The sequence below is a fragment of the Streptomyces sp. P9-2B-2 genome (assembly GCF_030406865.1).
Classification (GTDB): domain Bacteria; phylum Actinomycetota; class Actinomycetes; order Streptomycetales; family Streptomycetaceae; genus Streptomyces; species Streptomyces platensis.
Genome location: NZ_CP129126.1, coordinates 1,909,039 through 1,933,758, shown reverse-complemented (window position 1 = coordinate 1,933,758; position 24,720 = coordinate 1,909,039). Strand labels below are relative to the sequence as shown.

Below are 24,720 nucleotides of genomic sequence, written 5' to 3'. Positions count from 1 at the left end.
GGTTATTAGGTATACCTAACCTAACAGTTCACCGGCGAAGTGTGAGGAGCAGCCGCTGGAGGGCGCCGCCGAGGCCCCACTGGGCGGCCAGTGCTTCCAGGCGCTCGGGGTCGGCCGGTTCGCCGGGCAGGGCGTGGTCGACGGCGGGCACCGGCACATCGGTGGCCACCTTCACGACCTTCGGCGCGACCGCCACGTACGGGCGGGACTCCAGCAGCCGCTTGCGCTGTGCGGGGGTCACCTTCGAGGCGGGGTCGTCGGCGGCGGCCATGATGCCCGCCAGGTCGCCGTAGGTGGCCAGCAGCTTGGCGGCGGTCTTCTCGCCGATGCCCGGGACGCCGGGCAGGCCGTCGCTGGGGTCGCCGCGCAGCAGCGCCAGATCGGCGTAGCCGGGGCCGTCCACCCCGTACTTCTCCCGCAGCAGGGCCTCGTCGGTGACCTGGAGGGTGCCGACGCCCTTGAGCGGATAGAGGATGCGGATGCCGCGCCGGTCGTCGACCAGCTGGAAGAGGTCGCGGTCGCCGGTGACGATGTCCACCGGGCCCGTGGCCTGCGCGGTCAGGGTGCCGATGACGTCGTCGGCCTCGTAGCCGGCCGCGCCGATCCGGGCGATGCCGAGGGCGTCCAGGACCTCCTCGATGACCGGGACCTGCGGCGAAAGGGTGTCGGGGACCTCCTCCTCGTCGGGCTCCGCGGACCCGGCCGGGGCCTCCTCGGCGACCCGGTGTGCCTTGTAGGAGGGGATCAGATCGACCCGCCACTGGGGGCGCCAGTCGAAGTCCATGCAGGCGACCAGGTCATCGGGGTGGTGGTCCTGGACGAGCCGGGCGATGAAGTCCAGCAGACCGCGCACCGCGTTCACCGGGGTGCCGTCCGGGGCCTTGACTGATTCCGGTACCCCGAAATAGGCGCGGAAGTAGAGCGAGGCGGTGTCGAGGAGCATCAGGCGTCGAGTCACATCCCGCATCTTGCCGTATGCCCCATACGTCACACAGACGTGAGCTGGATCACCGTTGTGTTTGAGCCAGATAAAGACGGGCAGGCGCGCACCCGGAGTGAACCAGGTCGGGATTCAACTATTCGACCGGTAAACGCGGGCCGACCCCGTGCCGCTCCACGACCTGGCTACGGGGGTGGCAGGACGTTCTTCACACAACAAGAGAGGCATATGTGTCCAGGCTGCAAGCCGAGCACCTGTACAAGGTGTTCGGCAGAAGACCGGAGGACGCGGTCCGCAAGCTCGAAGCCGGCGAGAGCCGGGACGAGCTGCGGGCCGAAGGCACCACCGCGGCGGTGATCGACGCGTCGATCGAGGTCGACGAGGGCCAGATCTTCGTCGTCATGGGCCTGTCCGGGTCCGGAAAGTCCACGCTGCTGCGGATGCTCAACGGGCTGCTGGAGCCGACCGCCGGAACCGTCCGGATCGACGGCCAGGACCTCACCTCGCTCAGCGGCAAGGAACTGCGCAAGGTCCGCTCCGAGAAGATCTCCATGGTCTTCCAGCACTTCGCGCTCTTCCCGCACCGCAGTGTGCTGGAGAACGCCGCCTACGGCCTGGAGGTGCAGGGCGTCCCCCGCGCCGAGCGCACCCGGCGCGCCACCGAGGCGCTGGAACTCACCGGGCTCAAGGGCTGGGAGAAGTCCTGGCCCGACGAGCTGTCCGGCGGGATGCAGCAGCGGGTGGGCCTGGCCAGGGCGCTGGCCACCGATGCCGATCTGCTGCTGATGGACGAGTCCTTCAGCGCGCTCGACCCGCTGATCCGCCGCGATATGCAGGACCAGCTGCTCGAACTCCAGAAGACCCTGAAGAAGACCATCGTCTTCATCACCCACGACCTCAACGAGGCGATGCGCCTCGGTGACCGGATCGCCGTGATGCGGGACGGACGGATCGTGCAGACCGGCAGCGCCGAGGACATCCTCGTCACGCCGGCCAACGACTACGTCGCCTCCTTCACCCAGGACGTGGACCGTACGCGGGTGCTGACCGCGGGCGCGATCATGGCCGAGGTCGGGACGGTGCTCGGTGCGACGACCCCCGAGGGCCACAAGCTCACCACCGCGGCGGAGTTCCGGGCCGCGGCGCCCGCCACCGTCGGTGTGGACACCCCGCTCTTCGAGCTGTTCACCCCCTGCTCGGCCGGCACCGTTCCGGTCGCCGTGACCGATGAGCACGGGGACCTGGTCGGCGCGGTGTCGGCGGAACGGCTGCTCGCCGTCCTCGGCGAACCCGCCCGGCAGGAGACGGCCGGTGTTCCGGCCCCGGGCGGCGACGGCACGGCCGTACCGCTCGGCAAGACGACCGCGGCGGACGAGCCGGCCGGCCACGAGCCCGAGGACAAGGTGATCGCCGGTGCCTAGGATCCCGATAGGCAGCTGGGCCGAGGGCGCCGTCAACTGGCTGCGTGACAACCTCGACTGGCTCTTCACCCTCATCACGAAGGTGCTCAACGGCCTCTACGACGGGATCCACACGGTCCTGTCCGGGCCCGAACCGCTGCTGCTGGCCGGCATCCTCGCGGTGCTCGCCTGGTGGCTGCGCGGTCTGCCGGCCGCCCTGCTCGCCTTCGCCGGCTTCGCCCTGATCGACTCGGTCGAGCAGTGGAACCCGACCATCGAGTCGCTGTCCCTGGTGCTGGTGGCCTGCCTGATCACCGTGGTGGTCGCGGTGCCGCTCGGAATCTGGGCGGCCCGCAGCCGGGTCGTCGGCGGTGTGCTGCGTCCGGTCCTGGACCTGATGCAGACGATGCCGGCGATGGTCTACCTCATCCCCGGCATCCTCTTCTTCGGCCTCGGTGTCGTCCCCGGCATCGTCGCCACCATCGTCTTCGCCATGCCGCCCGCGGTCCGGATGACCGAGCTCGGCATCCGGCAGGTCGACGCGGAACTGGTCGAGGCGGCCGAGGCGTTCGGCACCCACCCGCGGCGCACGCTCTTCCGCGTCCAGCTGCCGCTGGCACTGCCGACGATCATGGCCGGTATCAACCAGGTCATCATGCTGGCGCTGTCCATGGTCGTCATCGCCGGCATGGTCGGCGGCGGCGGGCTCGGCGGGTCCGTCTACAACGCGATCAGCTCGGTCGATGTGGCGCTGGGCGCCGAGGGCGGCATCGCGGTCGTCATCCTGGCCATGTACCTGGACCGGATGACCGGCGCGCTCAACCAGCGGGTCTCCCCGCTCGGCCGGCGGGCGCTGGCCAAGGCGCAGGCGGCGCTCGGCGGCCTGAAGTTCCTGCACTGGCGGCCCGCCACCTCCGTGGCCATGGCCGGCATCGTGGTGCTGGCGCTGCTCGCCGGCGGGATGGGCATGACCGGCAAGGGCGGCGGCCAGGCCGGCGGCGGCAACGGCCGTCCGATCAGCCTCGGCTACGTCAACTGGGACGAGGGCAAGGCCACCACGTACCTCTGGAAGGAAATCCTGGAGGAGCGCGGCTACAAGCCCAAGGTCGAGGCCCTGGAGGCCGGTCCGCTGTTCGCCGGCCAGGCCCGTGGTGACATCGACGTCCAGACCAACGCCTGGCTGCCGACCACCCACGCCTCGTACTGGAAGAAGTACCAGGACAAGCTGGAGGACCTCGGCACCTGGTACGACAAGACCTCCCTGGAGATCGCGGTCCCGTCCTACATGAAGGGCGTCAAGACCCTCGACGACCTCAAGGGCAAGGGCGGCGAGTTCGGCGGCAAGATCACCGGTATCGAGCCGGGCGCCGGCGAGATGAAGATCCTCAAGGAGAAGGTACTCAAGGACTACGGCCTGGGCGGCGAGTACAAGGTCCAGGAGTCCAGCACCGCGTCCATGCTCACCGAGCTGGACCGCTCGCTGCACGCCAAGAAGCCGATCGCGGTCACGCTGTGGTCCCCGCACTGGGCGTACGACAAGTACAAGCTCACCAAGCTCAAGGACCCCAAGGGCTCCTTCGGTTCCGGGGACGGTCTGCACCTGCTGGGCCGTAAGGGCTTCGCCAAGGACGAGCCCGAGGTCGCCAAGTGGATGAAGAAGTTCCACCTGGACGAGAAGCAGCTCACCAGCCTGGAGAGCGACATCAAGGACGCCGGTCAGGGCCATGAGCAGGACGGTGTGCGTACCTGGCTGAAGAAGCACCCCGGCCTGGTCGACAAGCTCGCACCGTCCGCCGACGCCGCCTACGCCAAGGGCAAGGACGCCGGCAAGGCACCGAACATCGGCTACCCCGCGTGGGACGAGGGCATCGCCACCACGTACCTGTGGAAGAACGTCCTGGAGAAGCGCGGCTACAAGCCGAATATCCGCAACCTGGATGTCGGGCCGATGTGGACGGGACTGTCCACCGGCCAGATCGATGTGGAGACGGACGGCTGGCTGCCGGTCGCGCAGAAGCAGTACTGGGACAAGTACAAGAAGGATCTGGTCGACGTCGGGCCCTGGTACGACAAGACCTCGCTGGAGATCGCGGTGCCCTCGTACGTCAAGGGTGTGAAGACCCTGGACGATCTGCGCGAGCACCAGGACGAGTTCCAGGGCAAGATCATCGGCATTGAGCCGGGCACCGGTGAGATGAAGCGCCTCAAGGACACCGTCGCTCCCGCGTACGGCCTGCAGGACTTCGAGGTCACCTCGGCCGGCACCAGCGCCATGCTGACGGAGCTGGACCGGGCATACCACAAGAAGGAGCCGGTCGCGGTGGTGCTGTGGTCGCCGCACTGGGCCTACAGCAAGTACAAGCTCACCAAGCTCAAGGACCCCAAGGGCACCTGGGGCGCCAACAACCAGATCAAGACGCTCGGCAACAAGAGCTTCCCGGAGAAGTTCCCGGAGTTCCACGGCTGGCTGAAGAACTGGAAGATGAGCGCCGACGAGCTCGGCAGCCTGGAGCAGGACATCCAGGACGCCGGTAAGGGCAACGAGAACAAGGGCGTCGAGAAGTGGATCGCCGACCATCCGGGCATCGTCGACAAGATGGCGCCGGTGAAGTAGGCGGACCGGGCGCGTAGTTCGCGCCGCCCTGTCCTCCAGTGAGCCCCGTCCCCGGCAGTTGCCGGGCGGCGGGGCTCGCTGCTGCGCGCAGGCCGCGCGGTGCGGGGGCGCTGGATCACCCGACCGGCGGCGTGTGCTGCGCGGCGGGGTGGGACAGGTGATTCGCTCTGCTGTGTGCCCGTTTTTCCTGAGGGGCCGCCGTGGTCGCGGCCGGCGAAGGAGATGACCGTGAAGCCCGCACCTTCCGCCGCCGTCGCCCTGCTCGGCCTCACCGTCCTGGGGCTCGCCGCACCCACCGCCGCCGCCCGGGTCGACCCCGATCCGATGGTGGCCGGACAGCGGGTGCGTATCAGCGACGGCGGGCGGTGCGCTCAGGACGGTGCCGCGCGGGTGTCGTCGAGGCTGTTCGGCCCGGTGGTGCTGCGGCCGGGGGAGGGCGGGATGGGGGCTCAGGCCCGGGTCGCCGAGGGGGCCGCGCCGGGCCGCTACCCGGTGACCATCCACTGTGCGTCGGGCGGGGCGAGCTTCACCGAGACCGTCACGGTGCGCGACGCCCGGGTCGAGGGGCTGAACGCCGCGCAGGCCGCGGGCGGTCTGGCGCTGCTGGCGCTGGCCGCGGGTGCGGCGTTCTGGCTGCGGCGCACGGTCGGCGGACGCTCCTGAACACCCGGGCCGCGGGCTGATACCGGCCTGCTGCCCGCGTGGTGACGGGCGCGTACCGTGAGCGGATGACCGGTCACCGTTCCCCCCGGCGCGTGGTGTCCCTGGTGCCCTCCCTCACCGAAGCGGTGGCGGCGAGCGCGCCCGAGTTGCTGGTCGGGGTCACCGACTGGTGCAGCCACCCCGCCGGGCTCGACGTCCCCCGTATCGGCGGCACCAAGAATCCCGACGTCGGCCGGATCGCGGCACTGGCGCCGGAGCTGGTGATCGCGAACGAGGAGGAGAACCGTCCGCAGGATCTGGCCGCGCTGCGGTCCGCCGGGCTGACCGTCCTGGTCACCGAGGTGCGGACGCTGGACCAGGCGTGGCGCGAACTGGCGCGGGTGCTGGTGACCGGCTGCGGACTGCCCCGGCCCGGGTGGCTGGACGCCGCCGAGGCCGCCTGGCGCGACCTGCCGGCCCCGGCGGCGATTGGGGTCTCCCCTGCGCGAACGGAGTTGAGAGCTTGGGGAAGGACGGCGGTGGTGCCCATCTGGCGCCGGCCGTGGATGGTGCTGGGCCGGGACACCTTCGCCGGCGATGTCCTGGCCCGTCTGGGCGTACGGAATCTGTACGCGGACCACGCCGAGCGCTACCCCCGCATCCCGCTCGACGCGCTCAACGCCGGGGCCGCCGATCTCGTGGTGCTGCCCGACGAGCCCTATCGCTTCAGCGCCGGGGACGGCCCCGAGGCGTTCCCCGGCCTGCCCGCCGCGCTGGTCAGCGGCCGTAGCCTGACCTGGTACGGGCCGTCGCTGGCGGCGGCCCCGGCCGTCCTGGCACAGGCACTGGCCGGGGCCCGGTGAGAGCGCCGGGGACACCCCCTACGGCGTGACCGGCCGGGGCGGGGCCAGCAGGCGGCCGCGGGCCAGGCCGGCGGCGGTGCGGGTGCCGGCCACCGCGACCGCCGCCACGAGGGCCGCGAACAGCGCCGCGGCGAGCCAGCCGAAGGCATGCAGACCGGTGTGCCGGGCCAGGCCGGCCGCGCCCGTGACGCAGGTCCCCAGGGGGAAGGTGAAGCCCCACCAGGTCATCGAGAAGCCCATGCCGTGGCGGACGGCGCGGACCACCATCGCGGTGGCGAGCGCCAGCCAGAGCAGCGCGAAGCCCATCACCGGGACGCCGTAGAGCACCGCGAAGGCGCCCATGGCGTGGGCGGTGGCCGGGTCCACGACTCCGGGTGCGGCGTCGGCGAGGTTGTTCACGGCGGTGGTGGACTGGCCGAGCGGGCCGAGGACGAGGAACAGCGTGGGGGTGAGCGCCAGGGGGAGCGGGCCGTGGTGGATCAGCCGGGACAGCACCAGCGGCAGCACGAGCAGGGTGGCCAGCAGGGACATGCCGAACAGGGCGTAGCAGCCGAGCAGCAGGGCCCGCTGCCACTGGCCGGCCGGCAGCTGCGCCACCAGCGCCGGGCCGACCGCCGCCGAGACCATCGGGGCGACCAGCGGCAGCAGCCAGACGGGGGAGGCGCTGCCGGGCTCGATCCGGTGCCGGGTCACCATCAGATACGGGATCGCCGCGGCGCCCACGAGTCCGGTCAGGGTGCCCACGGTCCACAGCACGGCGTCGGCGGCCACCGCGGCCGGTGTGCCGATGACGTCCCGGCCCACCGCGAGCGTGCCGCCGCCGACCGCGAGCAGGGCCATGGCGAGACAGCCGTAGAACGGGGCGACGGCCGGGTCCAGCAATTGGCGGCGCGCCTGGTCGCCGTGGCGGACCCAGTGCACGGTTCTGGCGGCCAGCAGCGTCAGCAGCATCAGCACGGACAGCGCCCAGACCGCCTGGTACACGGTGCGCGCACCGGGTCCGGTGAACGGCAGCACCGCACCGGCGTTGGCGACGATCGCGGTGCCCATGACGGTGGCGTACCAGTTCGGCCCGAGCTGGCGGACCGACGCCGGGGCCGGGGTGCGGGGGGTGCCAGGGGCCGGGGTGTCGGTGCGGGAAGGTGCTTGCGCGAGGGTTGCCATGAGAACAGCGTCGCCGCCCCGGACAGCCGCCACCAGGGACTCCGTGTCTATGAGGGCATAAGCTGGGGTTATGCGCAGGGGGATTTATGGGTGCTGAGGACGAGTCCGTCGCCGTGTCGCTGGCGCACCGGGTCCCGGATCTCGGCGCGTTGGAGCTGCTGCTCGCCGTCGCCCGGCTCGGGAGTCTGGGGCGGGCCGCCCGCGCGCGGGGCATCAGCCAGCCCGCCGCCAGCAGCCGTATCCGTTCGATGGAGCGGCAGTTGGGGGTGGCGCTGGTGGAGCGCTCGCCGCGCGGCTCCCGGCTGACGGATGCCGGAGCGCTGGTGACGGACTGGGCGCGGCGGGTGGTGGAGGCGGCCGAGGCCTTCGACGCGGGCGCGCAGGCGCTGCGCGGGCGGCGCGATTCCCGGTTGCGGGTCGCGGCCAGCATGACGATCGCCGAGTATCTGCTGCCGGGCTGGCTGATCGCCCTGCGCGCCCAGCGGCCCGGCACCGCCGTCTCGCTGCTGGCGGGCAACTCCAGTGCGGTCGCCGAGCGGTTGCTGGGGGGTGCCGCGGACCTCGGCTTCGTCGAGGGGCTGGAGGTGCCGGCGGGGCTGGACGGGACGGTCATCGGACAGGACCGGCTGATCGTGGTCGCCGCCCCGTCCCACCCCTGGACCCGGCGCCGTACGGAGCTGACCGCCGCCGAACTGGCCGCCACCCCGCTGATCCTGCGTGAGCGGGGCTCCGGGACCCGTCAGGTGCTGGACGCGGCGCTCGCCCGGCACGGCGGCCTGGCCGAACCGCTGCTGGAACTCGCCTCCACCACGGCCGTGAAGGCGGCGGTGGTGAGCGAGGCGGCGCCGTCCGTGCTCAGCGAACTCGCCGTCGGTGAGGAGCTGACCGCGCGCCGGCTGGTGGAGATTCCGGTGCGCGGACTGCGTCTGGGCCGGGAGCTGCGCGCCGTGTGGCCCACCGGTCAGCGGCCCGCGGGCCCGGCCCGCGACCTGCTCGGGCTGACGCGCGGCACACCCTGAGGCCGGGGCGGTTCGAGCGGTCTCACTCCGCCGGGGACGCCCCGCGTGCCGCCGCGACCAGCGCGTCCATCACCCGGGTGTCCTCCCCGGCCTCCGGGTGCCACTGCACCGCCAGCGCGAAGCCGTAGGCGCCCGGGAGTTCCAGCGCCTCGATGGTGCCGTCCTCCGCGTACGCCGAGGCCAGCAGCCCGCGGCCGATCCGGTCCACGGCCTGGTGGTGGTACGTCGGCACGGCGACCGGCTCGGGGAGCGTACGGCCCAGCAGCGTTCCGGGGACCGGCTTGATCTCGTGCTGCTCGAAGACCCCGGGCGCTCCGGCATGCCCGTCGAGGTGCTGGATCAGGGAGCCGCCCAGCGCCACGTTCAGCAGCTGGAGCCCGCGGCAGATGCCCAGCAGCGGGACGCCGCCCGCCAACGCGGCCTCGATCAGGGCCAGTTCCCAGGCGTCCCGGTCCAGGGCGGGCGGGCCGGTCCTGGGGTGCGGCTCGGCGCCGTAGCGTGCCGGCTGGACATCCGCGCCGCCGGCGATCACCAGACCGTCCAGGCGGGCGACGGCCGCGGCGGCGGTGGCCGGATCGCCCGGCGGCAGCAGCGCGGCCAGCCCGCCCGAGCGCTGCACCAGCTTGGGGTACCCGGCGGGCACCAGCGCGGCGGGCAGCGTCCACACCCCCCACCGGGCCTCTTCCTGGTACGTGCTGATGCCGATGAGGGGCTGGGACATGGGGTGTGGTCCTCCGTGCGTACGTGGGGTGGGTGCGGTGCGGGGACTGCCGGAGCCGGCCGGGAGGTCCCGGCCGGCCGTGGGGCGTCCCGAGGTGTCGGTCAGGTGCGTTCGAGCTCCGCCTCCGCCGCCGCCAGTGCCGCGAACTCCTCCTCGGGCGCCGCGGCCACCAGCCGGTGCCGGGAGTAGAAGGCGAAGTAGGCGAGCGCCACGACGTAGACACCGAGGGCGATGAAGGCGGCCTCCTTGTCCACCAGGAACGTCGCCACCAGCGCCGAGCAGGCCAGGACGAACGCGATGGACGAGGTCAGCATGCCGCCGGGGGTGCGGTAGGGGCGGGGCAGTCCGGGCTCGCGGCGGCGCAGCACGATGTGGGAGAGCGCCATCAGCGCATAGGAGATGGTGGCGCCGAAGACCGCGACATTGAGCATCCGGCCGCCGTCGCCGGTGGCCGCGGCCAGCGCGAAGCCCAGTGCGCCGGGCACCAGCAGGCCCAGGTAGGGGGCCTTGCGGCGGCTGGTCAGGGAGAGGAAGCGGGGGAGATAGCCGGCCCGGGAGAGCGCGAAGAGCTGGCGGGAACCGGCGAAGATCAGGGAGAAGAAGGAGGCCACCAGGCCCGCGAGCCCCGCGTAGTTGACGATCCGGCTGACGGTGGTCGGCTTGCCGTGCGGCTGGAGCGCCTGGACCAGCGGGTCGCCCACCGACTGGATCGCCGCCGAGCCGCGCGCGCCGGTCGCGGCGACAAAGGTGATCAGCGCGAGCACCAGCAGGATCCCCATCGCGGCAGCCATCGCCCTGGGCAGCGAACGGGCCGGGTCCTTGGTCTCCTCGGCCGCCAGCGGGACGCCCTCGACGCCCAGGAAGAACCACATACCGAACGGGAAGGCCGCCCAGATCCCCAGGATGCCGAACGGCAGCCAGGAGTTGGCCCCGAAGGCGCCGGCCTTGACGGGGATGTCGTTGAGCGAGTCGACATGGAAGTCGGTCAGTGCGGCGATCGCGAAGACGACGACCGCGGCGACCGCGATGGCGGTGACGATCAGGCTGAAGCGCAGTGCCTCGCCCACGCCCCACAGATGGATCCCGATGAAGATCGCGAAGCAGGCGAGATAGACCGGCCAGCTGGAGTGCAGACCGAACAGGCCGAGCGATTTGACGTAGTCACCGATGAAGATGGAGATCGCGGCGGGCGCCAGCACATATTCGATCAGGATCGCGGTGCCGGTCAGAAAGCCGCCCCAGGTGCCCAGGGCGCGCCGGGCGAAGCCGTAGCCGCCGCCCGCGGTCGGCAGGATCGAGGCCAGCTCCGCCAGCGCGAAGACCAGACAGGTGTACATCAGGCCCATCAGGACGGCGGCGATCGCCAGGCCGCCGAAGCCGCCCTGCGCCAGGCCGTTGTTCCATCCCGAGAAGTCGCCGGAGACGACATAGGCGACGCCCAGGCCGGTCAGCAGCAGCGGTCCCGCGCTGCCGCGGCGCAGCGTCCGCCGCTCCAGATAGGTCTCGTCGGGGGATGCGCCGCCCGCGGACCCAGCGGGCGGTGCGGTCTGCGTTTCCGTGTTGTCGGCCATGAGCCGCTCCTGCCTCGCCGAGGGGATAACGAGCAAAGGTTTAGCCGCATACCTTTGCTGGCGGGTCGGCGCAGCGCAAGACCTGTACGTAAAAGAATGGTGAACGCGCGCTCACCGTCCCCGTGCGGCTGCTCAGGGTGACGGGGCGGTCAGGAAGCCCCGCAGCAGCGCCGCGGTGCCGCAGCAGTGCTCCCGCATCACCTCGCGCGCCCCGTCCGCATCGCCCTCCAGCACCGCCTCGACCAGCGCCGTGTGCTGGGTCTGGGAGTGCTCCAGATTCCGGACGAGCAGCGGAATGCAGTCCAGGAGATCGTTCACCCGGGCCCGGACCGCCGCGTACTGCGCCGCCAGCGACGGTGAGCCGGACAGCTCCGCGAGCGTCAGATGCAGCAGGGTGTCCCGCCTGCGGTAGTCGGCGAGCGGGGCGTCCTGGGTGGCCGCGAGGGCCGTACGCAGCCGGTCGCTCTGGGCGTCGGACAGCCCGTGGGCGGCGCACAGCCCGGCCGCGCCCACCTCCAGTACCTCCCGGAAGCGCAGGGTGTCCTCGACGTCGACCTTCTCGATCCGGCGCCGCAGCTCGGCCTCGCCGTGGTTCTCCGTGCGCACCCGGACGAACGTGCCGCCGTAGCGTCCGCGCCGGCTCTCCACCAGCCCCTCGTCCTGGAGTACCTTCAGTACCTCGCGCAGGGTGACCCGGCTGATCTGGAGCCGCTCGGCCAACTCCCGTTCCGCGGGCAGCCGTTCACCCTGGGGCACCAGGCCGAGCCGGACGATCTGGAGTATCTGCTCCAGAGCTTCCTCGAAACCGTTGCCTGCGCGCACCGGCCGCAGCACCGGTGCCAGCCGATCAGCCGCACTCTCCATCGATACCCCTTCCCAATCAATGGTTCGTGTGCCTACCTTATGACCTCCGGATGCAGTGACAGGAGGCAATACCGTGGCAGACCGCACGCCCCCACTCTCCGTCGAGGAGCTCAGGGTCCTCGTCGACGCCGGGGAGATCGACACTGTCGTCCTCGCCTTCACCGATATGCAAGGCAGGCTCCAGGGCAAGCGGTTCGCGGCCCGATATTTCCTGGACACCGTCCTCGACCACGGTACGGAGGGCTGCAACTACCTCCTCGCCGTCGATGTCGACCTCAACACCGTCGAGGGCTACGAGATGTCCTCCTGGGAACGTGGCTACGGCGACTTCGCCATGCACGGCGACCCCGGCACCCTGCGCCGCACCCCCTGGAACGCCGGCACCGCCCTGATCACCGCCGACCTCGCCTGGCACGACGGTTCGCCGGTCGTCGCCTCGCCCCGGCAGATCCTGCGCCGCCAGCTCGACCGGCTCGCCGAGCGCGGCTGGAGTGCGTACGCCGGTACCGAGCTGGAGTTCATGCTCTTCAAGGACTCCTACGAGGACGCCTGGTCCCGCGGCTACCGCGAGATGAACCCCGCGAACCAGTGGAACGGCGACTACTCCGTCCTCGGCACCGGCCGCGTCGAACCCGTGCTGCGCCGCATCCGCAACGAGATGGGCGCGGCCGGCATGACCGTCGAGTCCGCCAAGGGCGAGTGCAACCTCGGCCAGCACGAGATCGTGTTCGTCTACGACGAGGCGCTCACCACCTGCGACCAGCACGCGATCTACAAGACCGGCGCCAAGGAGATCGCCGCCCAGGAGGGCATGTCGCTCACCTTCATGGCGAAGTACGACGAGCGCGAGGGCAACTCCTGTCATATCCACCTCTCGCTCCAGGACGAGGACGGACGGCCGGTGCTGGCCGACGACAACGGCCCGTACGGCATGTCGAAGACCATGCGGCACTTCCTGGCGGGCCAGGTCGCCGCGATGCGTGACTTCACCCTCCTCTACGCGCCCAACATCAACTCCTACAAGCGCTTCCGCCCCGGCTCCTTCGCGCCCACCGCCGTCGCCTGGGGCCCCGACAACCGCACCTGCGCCCTGCGGGTGGTCGGCCACGGCCGCGCCCACCGCCTGGAGAACCGGCTGCCCGGCGGCGATGTGAACCCCTACCTCGCGGTCGCCGGCATGGTCGCGGCGGGTCTGTACGGCATAGAGCACGAGCTGGAGCTCCCCGAGGCGACCACCGGCAACGCCTACACCGGCGACGCCGCCCATGTCCCCACGACCCTGCGCGAGGCCGCCGAGCTGTGGGAGCGGAGCCCGATCGCCCGGGCGGCGTTCGGCGACGAGGTCGTCGACCACTACCGCCACATGGCCCGCGTCGAGCAGGACGCCTACGACGCCGCCGTCACGGACTGGGAGCGCTTCCGCTCCTTCGAGCGCATGTAAGGAACCGCACGTGTTGCACGAGCTGAAGATTCTCAACCCGGCGACCGAGGAGGTGGTGGCCACCGTCCCCACCACCTCTCCCGAAGAGGTCGACGCGGCGGTCCGCCGGGCCGCGGCCGCCCAGGAATCCTGGGCCGCCGTGGCACCCGGCGACCGGGCCCGCATCCTGCGCCGCTTCGCCGAGGTCGTCGACGCGCACATCGAGCCGCTTGCCGCCCTCGAACTCAAGGAGGCCGGCCACCCGCTGGGCAACGCACGGTGGGAAGCGGGCAACGTCCGCGATCTGCTGCACTACGCCGCCGGGGGAGTGGAGCGGCTGACCGGCACCCAGATCCCGGTCGCCGGCGGACTCAACATCACCGTCCAGGAGCCGCTCGGCGTCGTCGCCGTCATCGCCCCCTGGAACTTCCCGATGCCGATCGCCGCCTGGGGCACCGCCCCCGCGCTCGCGGCCGGCAACGCGGTCCTCCTCAAGCCCGCCGAGACCACCCCGCTCACCGCGCTGCGGCTGGCCGAGCTGGGCCTGGAGGCCGGGCTTCCCGAGGGCCTCTTCCAGGTCCTGCCCGGCGAGGGGTCGGTCACCGGCACCGCGCTGGTCGACCACCCCGGCGTCGCCAAGGTCGTCTTCACCGGCTCCACCGCCACCGGCCGGCAGATCGCCGCCCGCTGCGCCACCCGGACGAAGCGGCTCACCCTCGAACTCGGCGGCAAGAGCCCCAACATCGTCTTCGCCGACGCCGACATCGAGGCCGCCGCGGCCGCCGCCCCCGGCTCCTTCCTCGACAACACCGGCCAGGACTGCTGCGCCCGCAGCCGCATCCTCGTCCAGCGCTCCGTGTACGACCGTTTCATGGAGCTGCTGGAGCCCGCGGTCAAGGCGTTCACGGTCGGCGACCCGGCCGATCCCGCGACGCAGATGGGCCCGCTGATCTCCGCCGCCCAGCGCGAGCGGGTACGGTCCTTCGTCCCCGAGGACGCCCCGGCCGCCATCCGTGGCGAGGCGCCCGCCGGCAAGGGCTTCTGGTACCCGGCCACCGTCCTGGAGGGCCGCCCCGAGGACCGTACGGCCGTCGAGGAGATCTTCGGCCCGGTCGCCGTCGTCCTCCCCTTCGACGACGAGGCCCACGCCGTCCGGCTCGCCAACGCCGGTGACTACGGGCTGGCCGGCTCGCTGTGGACCCGTGACGTCGGCCGCGCCCTGCGGGTCTCGCGCGGCGTCGCGGCCGGCAACCTCTCCGTCAACTCCCACAGCGCCGTGCGCTATTGGACCCCCTTCGGCGGGTTCAAGCAGTCCGGTCTCGGCCGTGAGCTGGGCCCCGACGCACTGACCGCCTTCACCGAGACCAAGAACATCTTCATCAGCACCGAGGAGACCAAGTGACCGAGCAGACCGCAGTGTGCCGCCGCCTCGTCGGCCGTACCGCCGTGATCACCGGTGCCGGCAGCGGCATCGGCCTGGCCACCGCCCGCCGACTGGCCTCCGAGGGTGCCAATGTCGTCTGTGCCGACATCGACGAGACGGCGGGCAAGGCCGCGGCCGCCGAGGTCGGCGGCCTCTACGTCCAGGTCGATGTGACCGACTCCGACCAGGTCGAGGCGCTCTACAAGACCGCCTTCGACACCTACGGCTCGGTCGACATCGCCTTCAACAACGCCGGGATCTCCCCGCCCGACGACGACTCGATCCTCACCACCGGCCTGGACGCCTGGAAGCGCGTCCAGGAGGTCAACCTCACCTCGGTCTACCTCTGCTGCAAGCACGCACTGCCGTACATGCAGCGCCAGGGCCGCGGCTCCATCATCAACACCGCGTCCTTCGTGGCCGTCATGGGCGCCGCCACCTCGCAGATCAGCTACACCGCCTCGAAGGGCGGCGTGCTGTCCATGTCCCGCGAACTGGGCGTGCAGTTCGCCCGCGAGGGCATCCGGGTCAACGCCCTGTGCCCGGGGCCGGTCAACACCCCGCTGCTGAAGGAGCTGTTCGCCAAGGACCCCGAGCGCGCCGCGCGCCGTCTGGTGCACGTCCCGGTCGGCCGGTTCGCCGAGCCCGAGGAGATCGCCTCCGCGGTCGCCTTCCTCGCCAGCGACGACTCCTCGTTCGTCAACGCCGCCGAGTTCCTGGTCGACGGCGGTATCGCGGGCGCGTACGTGACTCCGGTCTGACCGCGCGCTGTTCACCTGCGCGTAAGCGCCATGGCGGCCGGACGTCGTACGACGTCCGGCCGCCATGCGCTAGCGTCCGCCTTCGGTTCTTCGTTCGACAGGAGTGCGTTCCATGCTCACCAAGCGTCGTTGGACGGCAGCGGGTGCTGCCCTCGCAGTCTTGGGCGGCGGCGTCGCCGTCGCGCAAACGGCCACGGCGGGCCCGGCCCCCCGCCACTGCCCCACCCTCCACGTGACCAAGGGCTGGTACGGCGACAACCGTGCCAAGCTCCAGAAGATGATCGATGAGCAGGGCAGCTGCTCCGGCTCCGGGGGCGCGAAGCCGGTCGCGACCTTCGACTGGGACAACACCGTCGTCAAGAACGACATCTCCGACGCCACGCTGGCCTGGATGCTGCGGAACGACAAGGTGCTGCGCCCCGCGAGCTGGAAGGCCACCAACAAGTGGATGACGGACGACGCCGCCGCCGGCCTCACCAAGGCGTGCGGTACCTCCGTCCCCGCCGGCCGGCCGCTGCCGACGTCGACGGACACCGGCTGCACCGACGAGATCCTCGACATCTATCTGGACGCCAAGACCTCCACCGGCAAGAAGGCGTTCGAGGGTGAGTGGAACGCCCGCCGCACCGTCCCCGAGTACGTCTGGATCACCCAGCTCTTCGCCGGTCACAGCCCCGCCCGGCTGACCGCGTACGCCCGCGCCGCGCGCGCCGAGAACCTCGCCGCGCCGATCGGCACGGAGCAGAAGGTCGGCACCCACATGATGGCGGGCTACGTCCGCTACTACGACCAGCAGCGCGACCTCATCGGCACCCTCAAGAAGGCCGGTTTCGACGTCTACATCGTCTCCGCCTCGGCCGAGCCGCTGGTCCGCGCCTGGGCGCCCGGTGTGGGCATCGACCGCGACCACACCATCGGTATCCGCAACCTCGTCCGCGACGGCAAGCTCACCACCGGCGTCCAGGGCTGCGGCGACGTCAAGGACACCAACGGCGAGGTCCTGACCTACATCGACGGCAAGCGCTGCTGGATCAACCAGGAGATCTTCCACGTCAAGGGCGCCAAGGCCTGGCAGCAGCAGGACCCGGCGAACCGCCCCGCCTTCGCGGCCGGTGACGCCGACACCGACGTCACCTTCGTCGGCGACGCCACCGCCGGACACCTCGCCATCAACCGCAACAAGACCGAGCTGATGTGCCGGGCGTACGACAACGCCGACCACCGCTGGCTGGTCAACCCGATGTTCATCGAGCCGAAGAAGGGCCAGGCCGACCCGTACCCGTGCGCGACCACGGGCTACACCCGGCCGGACGGCACCCCCGGGCCGCTCCGCCGCCCGGACGGCAGCATCGTGCCTGACCAGCAGGACCGCGTCCACGGCTGACGGCAACAACGGGACGGGGGCGCGCCTTCACAGGAAGGCGTGCCCCTCTCCCCGGTACGTCGGGACCGTGTCCACCACCCGGTCCCCGTCGATCAGATGCAGCTCGGCGAACCGCTCACACAGCTCACCGGCCTTCGCATGCCGGAACCACACCTTGTCGCCGATCCGCAGCCGGTCCGCGGCCGGTCCCAGCAGCGGGGTCTGCACCTCGCCGGGGCCCTCCTGCGGGTCGTAGCGCAGCCCCGCGGGAAGATGCGGCACCGGCAGCCGGTCCGGGCCCGCCACCCCCGACGCCGGATAGCCGCCGCCCAGCACCGTCACCACCCCGGGCCCCGGCCGGCGCACCACCGGCTGGGCGAACAGCGCCGCCGGACGCCCGCTGAACGAACGGAAGTTGTCGAACAGCCGCGGCACATACAGCCCCGACCCGGCCGCGATCTCGGTGACCGCCGCCTCCGCCGCGGTGTGCTGCACACTGCCGGTCCCGCCGCCGTTGACGAACTCCAGCCGCGGCGCCACCTCCCGCACCGCCCGGACGGCCGCCCAGCGCCGCTGCGCCAGCTCCTTGCGCGCCGCCGCCTGCATCACCCGGATCGTCCGCGAGAACACCGGCTTGCCGGCGACCTCGTCACCGACCCCCGCCACATGCCCCTCGTACGCCATCAGCCCCACCAGCCGGAACCCGGGACGGCGCACCACCGACCGGGCCAGCGCGGCCAGTTGCGCGGGCGTCCGCAGGGGGGAGCGGCGGGCGCCGACCCGCACCTTCCCGCCCAGCAGCCGGTAGGAGGTGTCCAGTTCCAGGCACACCCGCACCTCCTCGCCCGGCCCGCCGGACGGCCGGGCGGCGTCGATCAGATCCAGCTGCACCGGGTCGTCGACCATCACCGTCACCGCGGCCGCGAGCCCGGCGTCGGCGGTCAGCTCGGCGAAGCCCGCCCGGTCCGCCGACGGATACGCCAGCAGGACGTCCGGGAAGCCCGAGCGCGCCAGCCACAGCGACTCGGCGAGCGTGAAGCTCATGATCCCCGCGAAGCCGTCCCGTGCCAGCACCCGTTCCAGCAGCGCCCGGCAGCGCACGGACTTGCTCGCCACCCGGATCGGCTTGCCCTTCGAGCGGCGCACCAGATCGGCGGCGTTGGCGTCGAAGGCCCGCAGGTCGACGACGGCCAGCGGCGCGTCGAGGGCGGCGGTGGCCCGGTCGTAGGCGGCTTTGTCGGCATCCGCGCCGGATGTGTAGGGGGGCATGGCCGCAGCCTGCCAGACCCCGCTACCACGGGGTAGGGGAGAGATTGCGACAGAGCGGACAGGGGTTGGAGCACCGACGGCGCCAGCCCTTACAGTGGCTCGACACCGCAACCAGCAGGTCAGCGGCGTGTTGTCCGGATACGAACCACCGTGCCCCGATTGCGGATCGGGCCCGGAGGTCAGCGGTGCAAGGGGGAGCGCGGGTGAGCACCGACGCCGAATTCGCCGATGCCCGGCACATTCCACCGATACCCCCGCAGCCGCCCCGGCAGCCCGCCCCGGCCGGGATGCCGGAGCCCGAGGGGGACCCGCTGACGACCGTGCTGCGCCGGGTGCCGGCCGAGCCGTCGGCACCCGCGCCGCCCGGGGCGCACCCCGTCCCGCCGCCCGCCGGTGCGCAGCCGCCACCCCGCCCGGACCGTGCGCCCGGCACCCCGGCCGCTCCCACCCCGCCGCCGCCAGCCGGCCGCCCCAACGCCTTCCGCGACACCGCCGCCTTCCACCTGGCCAACAGTCAGAAGCTGTGGAGCGACTCCCGGGAACCCGCCGCCGGCCGCGCACCGGGCGCCCGGCCGGCCCCCGCCACCCGGCCGCCGGCCCCTCGGCGGCCCCCGGCAGCGAGCCGCCCCGCCCCGCGGCCGAGCGCCCGCCACACCCGCCCTGGCCCCCAACAGCCGCCCCGCACACGGGAGTTGTGCCTGCCCCCGGCGCTCCGCGACGGCCCGGCTCCGTCCGCCGCCCCGGCCCCCGGCTGCTCGGCGCCGCGGCCTGCCTCGTCCTCGGTATCGGCCTCATCGGCGGCGCCGCGGCCGGGAGTTGGCTCACCGACGAGGCCGACGCCGCCCCGCCCACCGCCGAGGCCGTCTTCGCCAAGGGCCGCGACGTCTGGCACAACACCCCCGTCGACCGGCTCTTCCCGCGCACCGTCAACGGCCTGGGCGTCGGACCCGGCGGCGCCGACCGGACCTGGACCCGGATCGCCGTCGCCCCGGACGGTGGCTGCGGCCACGCCTACGACCCGAAGCTCGCCGCCGCGCTCGCCCGTACCGGCTGTACCCGGCTGCTGCGCGCCACCTACGCCGATGCCACCCGCAGCAGCGTCATCACGGTCGGAGCGCAGATCACCAAGGCCGACCAGCCCGGGATGATGGCCCTCAACACCCGCTTCAGCACCAAGAGTCTGGGCACCCGTACCGACCTGCTGCCGCTGCCGTACGCCGCCAAGGGCACCCCGGCCGAGGGCTTCGGGCCCGCCCAGCGGGCCAGTTGGACCGTCCGGATCCTCACCGACATCCCGGTCGTCGTCTACGCCGTATCCGGCTTCGCCGACGGCCGCACCGTCACCGACCCGCAGCCCGCCGAGGCCGCGGTCCGGCCCGGCGTCACCACCGCCGCGGCCGAATCCGGCCTGGGCCACGACGCGAAGGGTCTGGCGGACCGCATCGGAACGGACTTCCGCAAGGCGGCCGGCAGCCCCACGCAGACGACGGAGGCCTCGTCATGACGCACACCGTGCTGCGCGGCACCGCCCTCGCACTGGCCTCCGCGGCGCTCGCCGTACTCCCCGCCGTCCCCGCCCGGGCCGACGCCCTGCGCGCCCAGGAGTGGGCCCTCCAGGCCGTCCACGCCCAGCAGGCCTGGCGCACCACCAAGGGCGAGGGCGTCACCGTCGCGGTCCTGGACACCGGTGTGGACGCCAACCACGCCGACCTGGAAGGACAGGTGGAGCCCGAACGGGACCTGGTGGGCTTCGGAGCCGGCCCCGGGGACACCGCCTGGGCCCGGCACGGCACCGGAATGGCCAGCATCATCGCAGGTCACGGCCATGGTGCGGGCCGCGAGGACGGTGTGCTGGGCCTCGCCCCGGCCGCCCGGATCCTGCCGGTCCGGGTGATCCTGGAGGACGACGACCCGCAGCGCGGACGGGCCCGCACGGAGAAGGCGGGCGCGCTCGCCGACGGCATCCGCTGGGCCGCCGACCACGGCGCCGACGTGATCAATATGTCGCTGGGCGACGACAGCGAATCCGCGCACCCCGAGCCCCGCGAGGACGCCGCGATCCAGTACGCCCTCGGCAAGGGCATCCCCGTCGTCGCCTCCGCGGGCAACGGCGGCGAGAAGGGCAACCGCGTCTCCTACCCCGCCGCCTATCCGGGCGTCATCACGGCCAGCGCCGTCACCCACCTGGGGGGCCGCGCCCGGTTCTCGACCCGCCACTGGTACGCCACGGTCAGCGCCCCCGGCTACGACATCATCATGGCCGACCCCGAGGACGACTATCTCTCCGGCTGGGGCACCAGCCCCGCCGCCGCCTTCGTCTCCGGCGCCATCGCCCTGATCCGCTCCGCGCACCCCGACCTGAGCCCCGCCCAGATCCGCCGGCTGCTCACCTCCACCGCGCAGGACAGGCCCGAGGGCGGCCGCGACGACGACTACGGCGCGGGCCTGATCGACCCCGCCGCCGCCCTCCAGGCGGCGGCGGATCTCCGGCCCACCGCGCAGAAGCCGTCCCCCGCCGCCTACGCCGACCGCTACTTCGGCCCCGGCCCCACCGCCGACGACACCGCGGACACCGGCACCTCCTGGCTCCCCTGGACCGCCGGCGCCGTCGGCGTGGCCCTCCTCGCGGCCGCCGCCGTCCTCTGGCGCAGCCGCTCCCTCGACCACTGACCCGTACGCCGCCCGCCGGAGCCCCCGCACCCGCTGACGCCGCAACCCCACCCGATACGCTCGGGCGCGTGCAGAAGAACATTCCCGACCCCGGTTTCGGCGACGACGACGGCTCCGCGGACCCGGCCCTGACCGCGGCCCTGGCGGCCTACGACCGGGACCGGAGCGCCGAGCCCGAGCTGCTGTCGGCGCTGGCCGGCGCACGCGTCCTGGTGCCCGTGGTGGCCGTCCTCGGCGAGGTCGAGACCGGACCCGACGGCCTGCGCCGGGAGAAGACCAGCGATATGGCCGTCCCCACGCTCCAGGCCCCGGACGGCCGCCGCGCCCTCCCCGCCTTCACCTCCATGGAGACCCTCCAGCGCTGGCGCCCCGACGCCCGCCCGGTCGCGGTCCCGCTGCCGCAGGCGCTGCTCGCCGCCTCCCACGAGCAGGCCGACACCGTGGTCGTCGACCTGGCAGGGCCGGTCACCTACCAGCTCACCGGCCCCGCCCTGCGCGCCCTCGCCGAGGGCCGCACCAGCGCCGACCCGCTCGCGGACCCGGCCGTCACCGACGCCCTGCGCACCCTGCTCGACGCCGAGCCCGCCGTGCTCGTCGCCCACCTGGCGCCGTCCGCCGAAACCGACGCCACCCTCGCCCTCGGCCTGGCGCCCGACGCCACGGCCGCGGAGGTCGCCCAGCGGCTGGCGCAGGCCCTGGCCACCGACGAGGCGCTGCGCGCCCGGCTCGTCCGGGGCCTGGACCTGGCCCTTCTGCCGCCGGGCGGCGCGACGGCCGGGGAGCCGTTCTACCGGCGCTGACACCCCACGGCCGGGTCCCGGTGCCGACGGCCGGGCCCCCGGCCGTCAACGGGCGGGTTCGTCTCCAGGGCCGCACAATGCGGAGGAGAGCTCAAGATCCACGCGAGGAGAGCCCCCATGGAGAAAACGGAGATCTCGTCGGTACTGACCCGCACGGTCGTATCCGAGTTCCTCGGCACCCTGCTCCTGGTGTTCTTCGCCGTCGGCTCGGCAGTGCTGGCGGGCGAGTACATCGGCACCTTCGGCATCGCCCTGGCCTTCGGCTTCACCATGGTGGCGCTGGCCTACGCCCTCGGCCCGATCTCGGGCTGCCACTTCAACCCCGCGGTGACCCTGGGCATGCTGCTGGCCCGCCGGATCACCCTGCGGACGGCCGCCGAGTACTGGATCGCCCAGGTGGTCGGCGCCATCGCCGGCGCGGCCCTGCTCTTCCTGGTCGCCAAGCAGATCCCCGGCCTCCAGACCCATGAGTCCTTCGGCACGAACGGCTGGGGCGACCGCTCGGCGGTCCACCTCAACCTCGGCGGTGCCTTCGTCGCCGAGATACTGATGACCTTCCTGCTGGTCTACGTCTGGCTGTCGGTGACCCACAAGGTGGCCGTGATCGGCTTCAACGGCATGGCCATCGGCCTGGCCCTGGCCGCCGTCCACCTCATCGGGGTCCCGCTCGACGGCACCGGCGTGAACCCGGCGCGCTCCATCGGCCCGGCACTGTTCGCGGGCGGCGCGGCCATCACCCAGCTGTGGCTGTTCATCGTCGCGCCCCTGATCGGCGCCGCCATCGCGGCGGTGGTCCACCAGATCACCCATCCGCCGCACGAGCCGGTCCTCGTCGCCGACGAGCCGATGCCCTACGAGCCCGCCGACGACGGGCTCTGAGGCACCGCGCCCCCACCGCACACACGACGGGCCCCGGCCGTATCCCGGCCGGGGCCCGTCGTCCCGTGTATGCGGCGCTCCGCCGCCCGGCTCAGCCGTAGACGGGGCCGGTGTACTTCTCCCCGGGACCCTGGCCCGGCTCGTCCGGCACGACCGACGCCTCGCGGAACGCCAGCTGGAGCGACTTCAGGCCGTCGCGCAGCGGCGCCGCGTGGTACGAGCCGATCTCGGTGGCGCTGGCGGTGACCAGCCCGGCCAGTGCCTGGATGAGCTTGCGCGCCTCGTCGAGGTCCTTGTGCGCCGCGCCCTCCTCGGCGAGCCCGAGGTTGACCGCCGCCGAACTCATCAGATGCACCGCGACCGTGGTGATCACCTCGACCGCCGGCACCTCCGCGATGTCACGGGTCATGGCGTCGAAGTCGGGATTCTCCGCGTGCGCTGCGTCGGGCTGCTGCGGGGTCTGGTCACTCATGTCTTCGGGCTTCTTCCTGCTGAGGGGACGCCTCCAGCCTATGGGCAGCGCCCCCGGACCCCGCGTCCGGGAGCGCCCTCCCGGTCCCGGGGCGGGTCCGCGTCAGCACAGAAGTGGGTGCCACCCCTTGACTCGTGTATTCTGGTGTTCCGACCGGCCGGACACGCATGTGACCGGCCCACAAGTGGAGGCTCCGATCTCCCACCCGACCGACCTCACGGTTGGCGGGTCAACGGTCCGGCTGCGCCCCGCGGAGACTTCGCGGCGGTGCTCCAGATCCACGTGGAGCCCCGCCTGTGTCCCGTCCGGGGCGTTTTTCATGCTACCGGCGCGGTTGGTCACACCGAAAAGACGTTACGCGGCAGTCCGCCAGGCCGTCGCGTGGTGCTACCGAGGAGGATCCATCAGCGCCGAGCCCCGCATCAACGACCGGATTCGCGTTCCCGAAGTGCGACTTGTCGGTCCCAGCGGCGAGCAGGTCGGGATTGTTCCGCTTGCCAAGGCCCTTGAGCTTGCTCAGGAGTACGACCTCGACCTGGTCGAGGTGGCGGCGAACGCTCGCCCGCCCGTCTGCAAGCTCATGGACTACGGGAAGTTCAAGTACGAGTCGGCCATGAAGGCCCGTGAGGCGCGCAAGAACCAGGCGCACACGGTCATCAAGGAGATGAAGCTCCGGCCGAAGATCGACCCGCACGACTATGACACCAAGAAGGGTCACGTCGTCCGGTTCCTCAAGCAGGGTGACAAGGTCAAGATCACGATCATGTTCCGTGGTCGCGAGCAGTCCCGCCCCGAGCTGGGCTTCCGGCTGCTGCAGCGGCTCGCGTCCGACGTGGAGGACCTCGGCTTCATCGAGTCGAATCCGAAGCAGGACGGCCGAAACATGATCATGGTTCTCGGTCCGCACAAGAAGAAGACCGAGGCGATGGCCGAGGCCCGTGAGGCGCAGGCCGCCCGCAAGGCGGAGCGCCAGGGTGGAGTTGCCGAGGAGCCCGCCGAGGCACCCGCTGAGGCACCCGCTGAGGCACCCGCCGAGGAGCCCACCGGGGCGTGACCCCGAGGCGTCGGCCCCGGTTCGCGCCGGGGCGCCCCGCCCCGGACATCAATCGATATATATGACGCTCCCGCTCGCCGGTTCGTGCCTGCGGGAGCGCCAATGACGAGGAGAGAACGGCGCATGCCGAAGAACAAGACGCACAGCGGTGCCAGCAAGCGCTTCAAGGTCACCGGTTCCGGCAAGGTGCTGCGTGAGCGCGCCGGCAAGCGCCACCTGCTCGAGCACAAGTCGTCCCGCGTGACGCGTCGCCTTTCCGGCAACGCCGAGATGGCCCCGGGCGACGCCGCGAAGATCAAGAAGCTTCTCGGCAAGTGAGCCGACGCGCCCCATTGACCGGGGGCGCGCGACTCGGACCGGGACCCAATCGATTCGGGCCGTTGTGACGACAACCACGGCCCCGCTACAAGGAGTTAACTAGTGGCACGCGTCAAGCGGGCAGTCAACGCCCACAAGAAGCGCCGGGCGATCCTCGAGCAGGCCAGCGGCTACCGTGGCCAGCGCTCCCGCCTGTACCGCAAGGCGAAGGAGCAGGTCACCCACTCCCTCGTCTACAACTACAACGACCGCAAGAAGCGCAAGGGCGACTTCCGTCAGCTGTGGATCCAGCGCATCAACGCCGCTGCCCGCGCCAACGGCATGACCTACAACCGCTTCATCCAGGGTCTGAAGGCCGCCAACATCGAGGTGGACCGCAAGATCCTGGCCGACCTCGCGGTCAACGACGCCAGCGCGTTCGCCGCGCTCGTCGAGGCCTCGCAGAAGGCGCTTCCGAGCGACGTCAACGCCCCGAAGGCTGCCTGAACTTCAG

General features: G+C 72.1%; 23 protein-coding genes. 16 read left to right on the top strand and 7 right to left on the bottom strand.

Features of this window, described 5'->3' with window-relative positions; genetic code table 11:
* Positions 1–28 precede the first annotated feature (28 nt).
* Positions 29–943 carry a 5'-3' exonuclease gene (locus QT196_RS08335; protein WP_168483630.1) on the bottom strand — a complete coding sequence of 305 codons (915 nt, stop codon included), beginning with the start codon at positions 941–943 and terminating at the stop codon, positions 29–31.
* Positions 944–1,170: 227 nt separating this feature from the next.
* Here QT196_RS08335 and QT196_RS08330 point away from each other — a divergent pair, with 227 nt between their 5' ends.
* The 4 genes from QT196_RS08330 to QT196_RS08315 all read left to right on the top strand — a co-directional run bounded on the left by QT196_RS08330 (position 1,171) and on the right by QT196_RS08315 (position 6,459).
* On the top strand, positions 1,171–2,361 hold the full coding sequence (locus tag QT196_RS08330) for a betaine/proline/choline family ABC transporter ATP-binding protein (RefSeq protein ID WP_235469203.1): 1,191 nt from the start codon (positions 1,171–1,173) through the stop codon (positions 2,359–2,361).
* Positions 2,354–4,954, top strand: a complete 2,601-nt coding sequence (locus QT196_RS08325; RefSeq protein ID WP_290354675.1) for an ABC transporter permease/substrate binding protein — start codon at positions 2,354–2,356, stop codon at positions 4,952–4,954. The genes QT196_RS08330 and QT196_RS08325 overlap by 8 nt, the downstream gene beginning before the upstream one ends.
* Before the next feature lie 222 nt (positions 4,955–5,176).
* Complete coding sequence (locus QT196_RS08320; RefSeq protein WP_266736005.1) at positions 5,177–5,617, top strand: hypothetical protein; 441 nt, start codon at positions 5,177–5,179, stop codon at positions 5,615–5,617.
* 65 nt (positions 5,618–5,682) lie between these two features.
* Positions 5,683–6,459, top strand: coding sequence for a helical backbone metal receptor (locus QT196_RS08315; RefSeq protein ID WP_168478314.1), 777 nt, complete (start codon positions 5,683–5,685; stop codon positions 6,457–6,459).
* Positions 6,460–6,477: 18 nt separating this feature from the next.
* On the opposite strand, the gene QT196_RS08310 is transcribed toward QT196_RS08315, so the two are convergent.
* Entirely contained in the window at positions 6,478–7,623 is a 1,146-nt protein-coding gene (locus QT196_RS08310; RefSeq protein ID WP_168478313.1) for a TDT family transporter, read from the bottom strand.
* 86 nt (positions 7,624–7,709) lie between these two features.
* Here QT196_RS08310 and QT196_RS08305 point away from each other — a divergent pair, with 86 nt between their 5' ends.
* Entirely contained in the window at positions 7,710–8,642 is a 933-nt protein-coding gene (locus QT196_RS08305; RefSeq protein ID WP_211117316.1) for a LysR family transcriptional regulator, read from the top strand.
* 22 nt (positions 8,643–8,664) lie between these two features.
* Here the strand turns inward: QT196_RS08305 and QT196_RS08300 are convergent, their stop codons facing one another.
* The 3 genes from QT196_RS08300 to QT196_RS08290 all read right to left on the bottom strand — a co-directional run bounded on the left by QT196_RS08300 (position 8,665) and on the right by QT196_RS08290 (position 11,798).
* Complete coding sequence (locus QT196_RS08300; protein ID WP_168478312.1) at positions 8,665–9,363, bottom strand: gamma-glutamyl-gamma-aminobutyrate hydrolase family protein; 699 nt, start codon at positions 9,361–9,363, stop codon at positions 8,665–8,667.
* A 101-nt stretch (positions 9,364–9,464) separates the two neighbouring features.
* Positions 9,465–10,934, bottom strand: a complete 1,470-nt coding sequence (gene eat, locus QT196_RS08295) for an ethanolamine permease (protein ID WP_168478311.1) — start codon at positions 10,932–10,934, stop codon at positions 9,465–9,467.
* A gap of 132 nt (positions 10,935–11,066) precedes the next feature.
* A complete protein-coding gene (locus QT196_RS08290) occupies positions 11,067–11,798 on the bottom strand; it encodes an FCD domain-containing protein (RefSeq protein WP_168478310.1) in 732 nt (243 codons plus the stop codon).
* 73 nt (positions 11,799–11,871) lie between these two features.
* On the opposite strand from QT196_RS08290, the gene QT196_RS08285 reads away from it, so the two are divergent.
* The 4 genes from QT196_RS08285 to QT196_RS08270 all read left to right on the top strand — a co-directional run bounded on the left by QT196_RS08285 (position 11,872) and on the right by QT196_RS08270 (position 16,786).
* Positions 11,872–13,239: a glutamine synthetase family protein gene (locus tag QT196_RS08285; RefSeq protein WP_168478309.1), complete on the top strand. Its 1,368-nt coding sequence runs from the start codon at positions 11,872–11,874 to the stop codon at positions 13,237–13,239.
* Between the two features lie 10 nt (positions 13,240–13,249).
* On the top strand, positions 13,250–14,620 hold the full coding sequence (locus QT196_RS08280) for an aldehyde dehydrogenase family protein (protein WP_266736010.1): 1,371 nt from the start codon (positions 13,250–13,252) through the stop codon (positions 14,618–14,620).
* The gene (locus QT196_RS08275; RefSeq protein WP_085927790.1) at positions 14,617–15,402 is read left to right on the top strand and encodes a 3-oxoacyl-ACP reductase; all 786 of its coding nucleotides are present in this window, start codon (positions 14,617–14,619) and stop codon (positions 15,400–15,402) included. Before QT196_RS08280 ends, QT196_RS08275 begins: the two co-directional genes overlap by 4 nt.
* 112 nt (positions 15,403–15,514) lie before the next feature.
* The gene (locus QT196_RS08270) at positions 15,515–16,786 is read left to right on the top strand and encodes a haloacid dehalogenase-like hydrolase (RefSeq protein WP_290354674.1); all 1,272 of its coding nucleotides are present in this window, start codon (positions 15,515–15,517) and stop codon (positions 16,784–16,786) included.
* 27 nt (positions 16,787–16,813) lie between these two features.
* On the opposite strand, the gene QT196_RS08265 is transcribed toward QT196_RS08270, so the two are convergent.
* Positions 16,814–18,034, bottom strand: coding sequence for an amino acid deaminase/aldolase (locus QT196_RS08265; protein ID WP_168478306.1), 1,221 nt, complete (start codon positions 18,032–18,034; stop codon positions 16,814–16,816).
* Positions 18,035–18,728: 694 nt separating this feature from the next.
* Here QT196_RS08265 and QT196_RS08260 point away from each other — a divergent pair.
* The 4 genes from QT196_RS08260 to QT196_RS08245 all read left to right on the top strand — a co-directional run bounded on the left by QT196_RS08260 (position 18,729) and on the right by QT196_RS08245 (position 22,383).
* The gene (locus QT196_RS08260) at positions 18,729–19,538 is read left to right on the top strand and encodes a hypothetical protein (protein ID WP_290354673.1); all 810 of its coding nucleotides are present in this window, start codon (positions 18,729–18,731) and stop codon (positions 19,536–19,538) included.
* Positions 19,535–20,704, top strand: coding sequence for a type VII secretion-associated serine protease mycosin (mycP, locus tag QT196_RS08255; protein ID WP_290354672.1), 1,170 nt, complete (start codon positions 19,535–19,537; stop codon positions 20,702–20,704). Before QT196_RS08260 ends, mycP begins: the two co-directional genes overlap by 4 nt.
* A 68-nt stretch (positions 20,705–20,772) precedes the next feature.
* Positions 20,773–21,504, top strand: coding sequence for an SseB family protein (locus QT196_RS08250; protein WP_168478304.1), 732 nt, complete (start codon positions 20,773–20,775; stop codon positions 21,502–21,504).
* 117 nt (positions 21,505–21,621) lie between these two features.
* Positions 21,622–22,383, top strand: a complete 762-nt coding sequence (locus tag QT196_RS08245) for an MIP family channel protein (protein WP_168478303.1) — start codon at positions 21,622–21,624, stop codon at positions 22,381–22,383.
* A gap of 91 nt (positions 22,384–22,474) precedes the next feature.
* Here the strand turns inward: QT196_RS08245 and QT196_RS08240 are convergent, their stop codons facing one another.
* Positions 22,475–22,855 (bottom strand): DUF1844 domain-containing protein, encoded by a 381-nt coding sequence (locus QT196_RS08240; RefSeq protein ID WP_168478302.1) that lies wholly within the window; start codon positions 22,853–22,855, stop codon positions 22,475–22,477.
* Positions 22,856–23,174: 319 nt separating this feature from the next.
* Here QT196_RS08240 and infC point away from each other — a divergent pair, with 319 nt between their 5' ends.
* From infC to rplT, 3 genes are all read left to right on the top strand, one after another.
* A complete protein-coding gene (infC, locus tag QT196_RS08235; RefSeq protein ID WP_266736496.1) occupies positions 23,175–23,909 on the top strand; it encodes a translation initiation factor IF-3 in 735 nt (244 codons plus the stop codon).
* A gap of 123 nt (positions 23,910–24,032) precedes the next feature.
* Positions 24,033–24,227 (top strand): 50S ribosomal protein L35, encoded by a 195-nt coding sequence (rpmI, locus tag QT196_RS08230; RefSeq protein ID WP_085925914.1) that lies wholly within the window; start codon positions 24,033–24,035, stop codon positions 24,225–24,227.
* A gap of 102 nt (positions 24,228–24,329) precedes the next feature.
* Positions 24,330–24,713 carry a 50S ribosomal protein L20 gene (gene rplT, locus QT196_RS08225; RefSeq protein ID WP_085925915.1) on the top strand — a complete coding sequence of 128 codons (384 nt, stop codon included), beginning with the start codon at positions 24,330–24,332 and terminating at the stop codon, positions 24,711–24,713.
* The last annotated feature ends 7 nt before the right edge of the window (positions 24,714–24,720 follow it).

What these genes read in the sequence shown, in the direction of transcription:
- mycP (WP_290354672.1), top strand. Translation starts at nt 19,535, where the DNA reads ATGACGCACACCGTGCTGCGCGGCACCGCCCTCGCACTGGCCTCCGCG.
- eat (WP_168478311.1), bottom strand. Translation starts at nt 10,934, where the DNA reads ATGGCCGACAACACGGAAACGCAGACCGCACCGCCCGCTGGGTCCGCG.
- QT196_RS08310 (WP_168478313.1), bottom strand. Translation starts at nt 7,623, where the DNA reads ATGGCAACCCTCGCGCAAGCACCTTCCCGCACCGACACCCCGGCCCCT.
- QT196_RS08240 (WP_168478302.1), bottom strand. Translation starts at nt 22,855, where the DNA reads ATGAGTGACCAGACCCCGCAGCAGCCCGACGCAGCGCACGCGGAGAAT.
- rpmI (WP_085925914.1), top strand. Translation starts at nt 24,033, where the DNA reads ATGCCGAAGAACAAGACGCACAGCGGTGCCAGCAAGCGCTTCAAGGTC.
- QT196_RS08315 (WP_168478314.1), top strand. Translation starts at nt 5,683, where the DNA reads ATGACCGGTCACCGTTCCCCCCGGCGCGTGGTGTCCCTGGTGCCCTCC.
- QT196_RS08245 (WP_168478303.1), top strand. Translation starts at nt 21,622, where the DNA reads ATGGAGAAAACGGAGATCTCGTCGGTACTGACCCGCACGGTCGTATCC.
- QT196_RS08290 (WP_168478310.1), bottom strand. Translation starts at nt 11,798, where the DNA reads ATGGAGAGTGCGGCTGATCGGCTGGCACCGGTGCTGCGGCCGGTGCGC.
- QT196_RS08300 (WP_168478312.1), bottom strand. Translation starts at nt 9,363, where the DNA reads ATGTCCCAGCCCCTCATCGGCATCAGCACGTACCAGGAAGAGGCCCGG.
- QT196_RS08305 (WP_211117316.1), top strand. Translation starts at nt 7,710, where the DNA reads ATGGGTGCTGAGGACGAGTCCGTCGCCGTGTCGCTGGCGCACCGGGTC.
- QT196_RS08320 (WP_266736005.1), top strand. Translation starts at nt 5,177, where the DNA reads ATGACCGTGAAGCCCGCACCTTCCGCCGCCGTCGCCCTGCTCGGCCTC.
- QT196_RS08265 (WP_168478306.1), bottom strand. Translation starts at nt 18,034, where the DNA reads ATGCCCCCCTACACATCCGGCGCGGATGCCGACAAAGCCGCCTACGAC.
- QT196_RS08335 (WP_168483630.1), bottom strand. Translation starts at nt 943, where the DNA reads ATGCTCCTCGACACCGCCTCGCTCTACTTCCGCGCCTATTTCGGGGTA.
- QT196_RS08270 (WP_290354674.1), top strand. Translation starts at nt 15,515, where the DNA reads ATGCTCACCAAGCGTCGTTGGACGGCAGCGGGTGCTGCCCTCGCAGTC.
- infC (WP_266736496.1), top strand. Translation starts at nt 23,175, where the DNA reads ATGCTACCGGCGCGGTTGGTCACACCGAAAAGACGTTACGCGGCAGTC.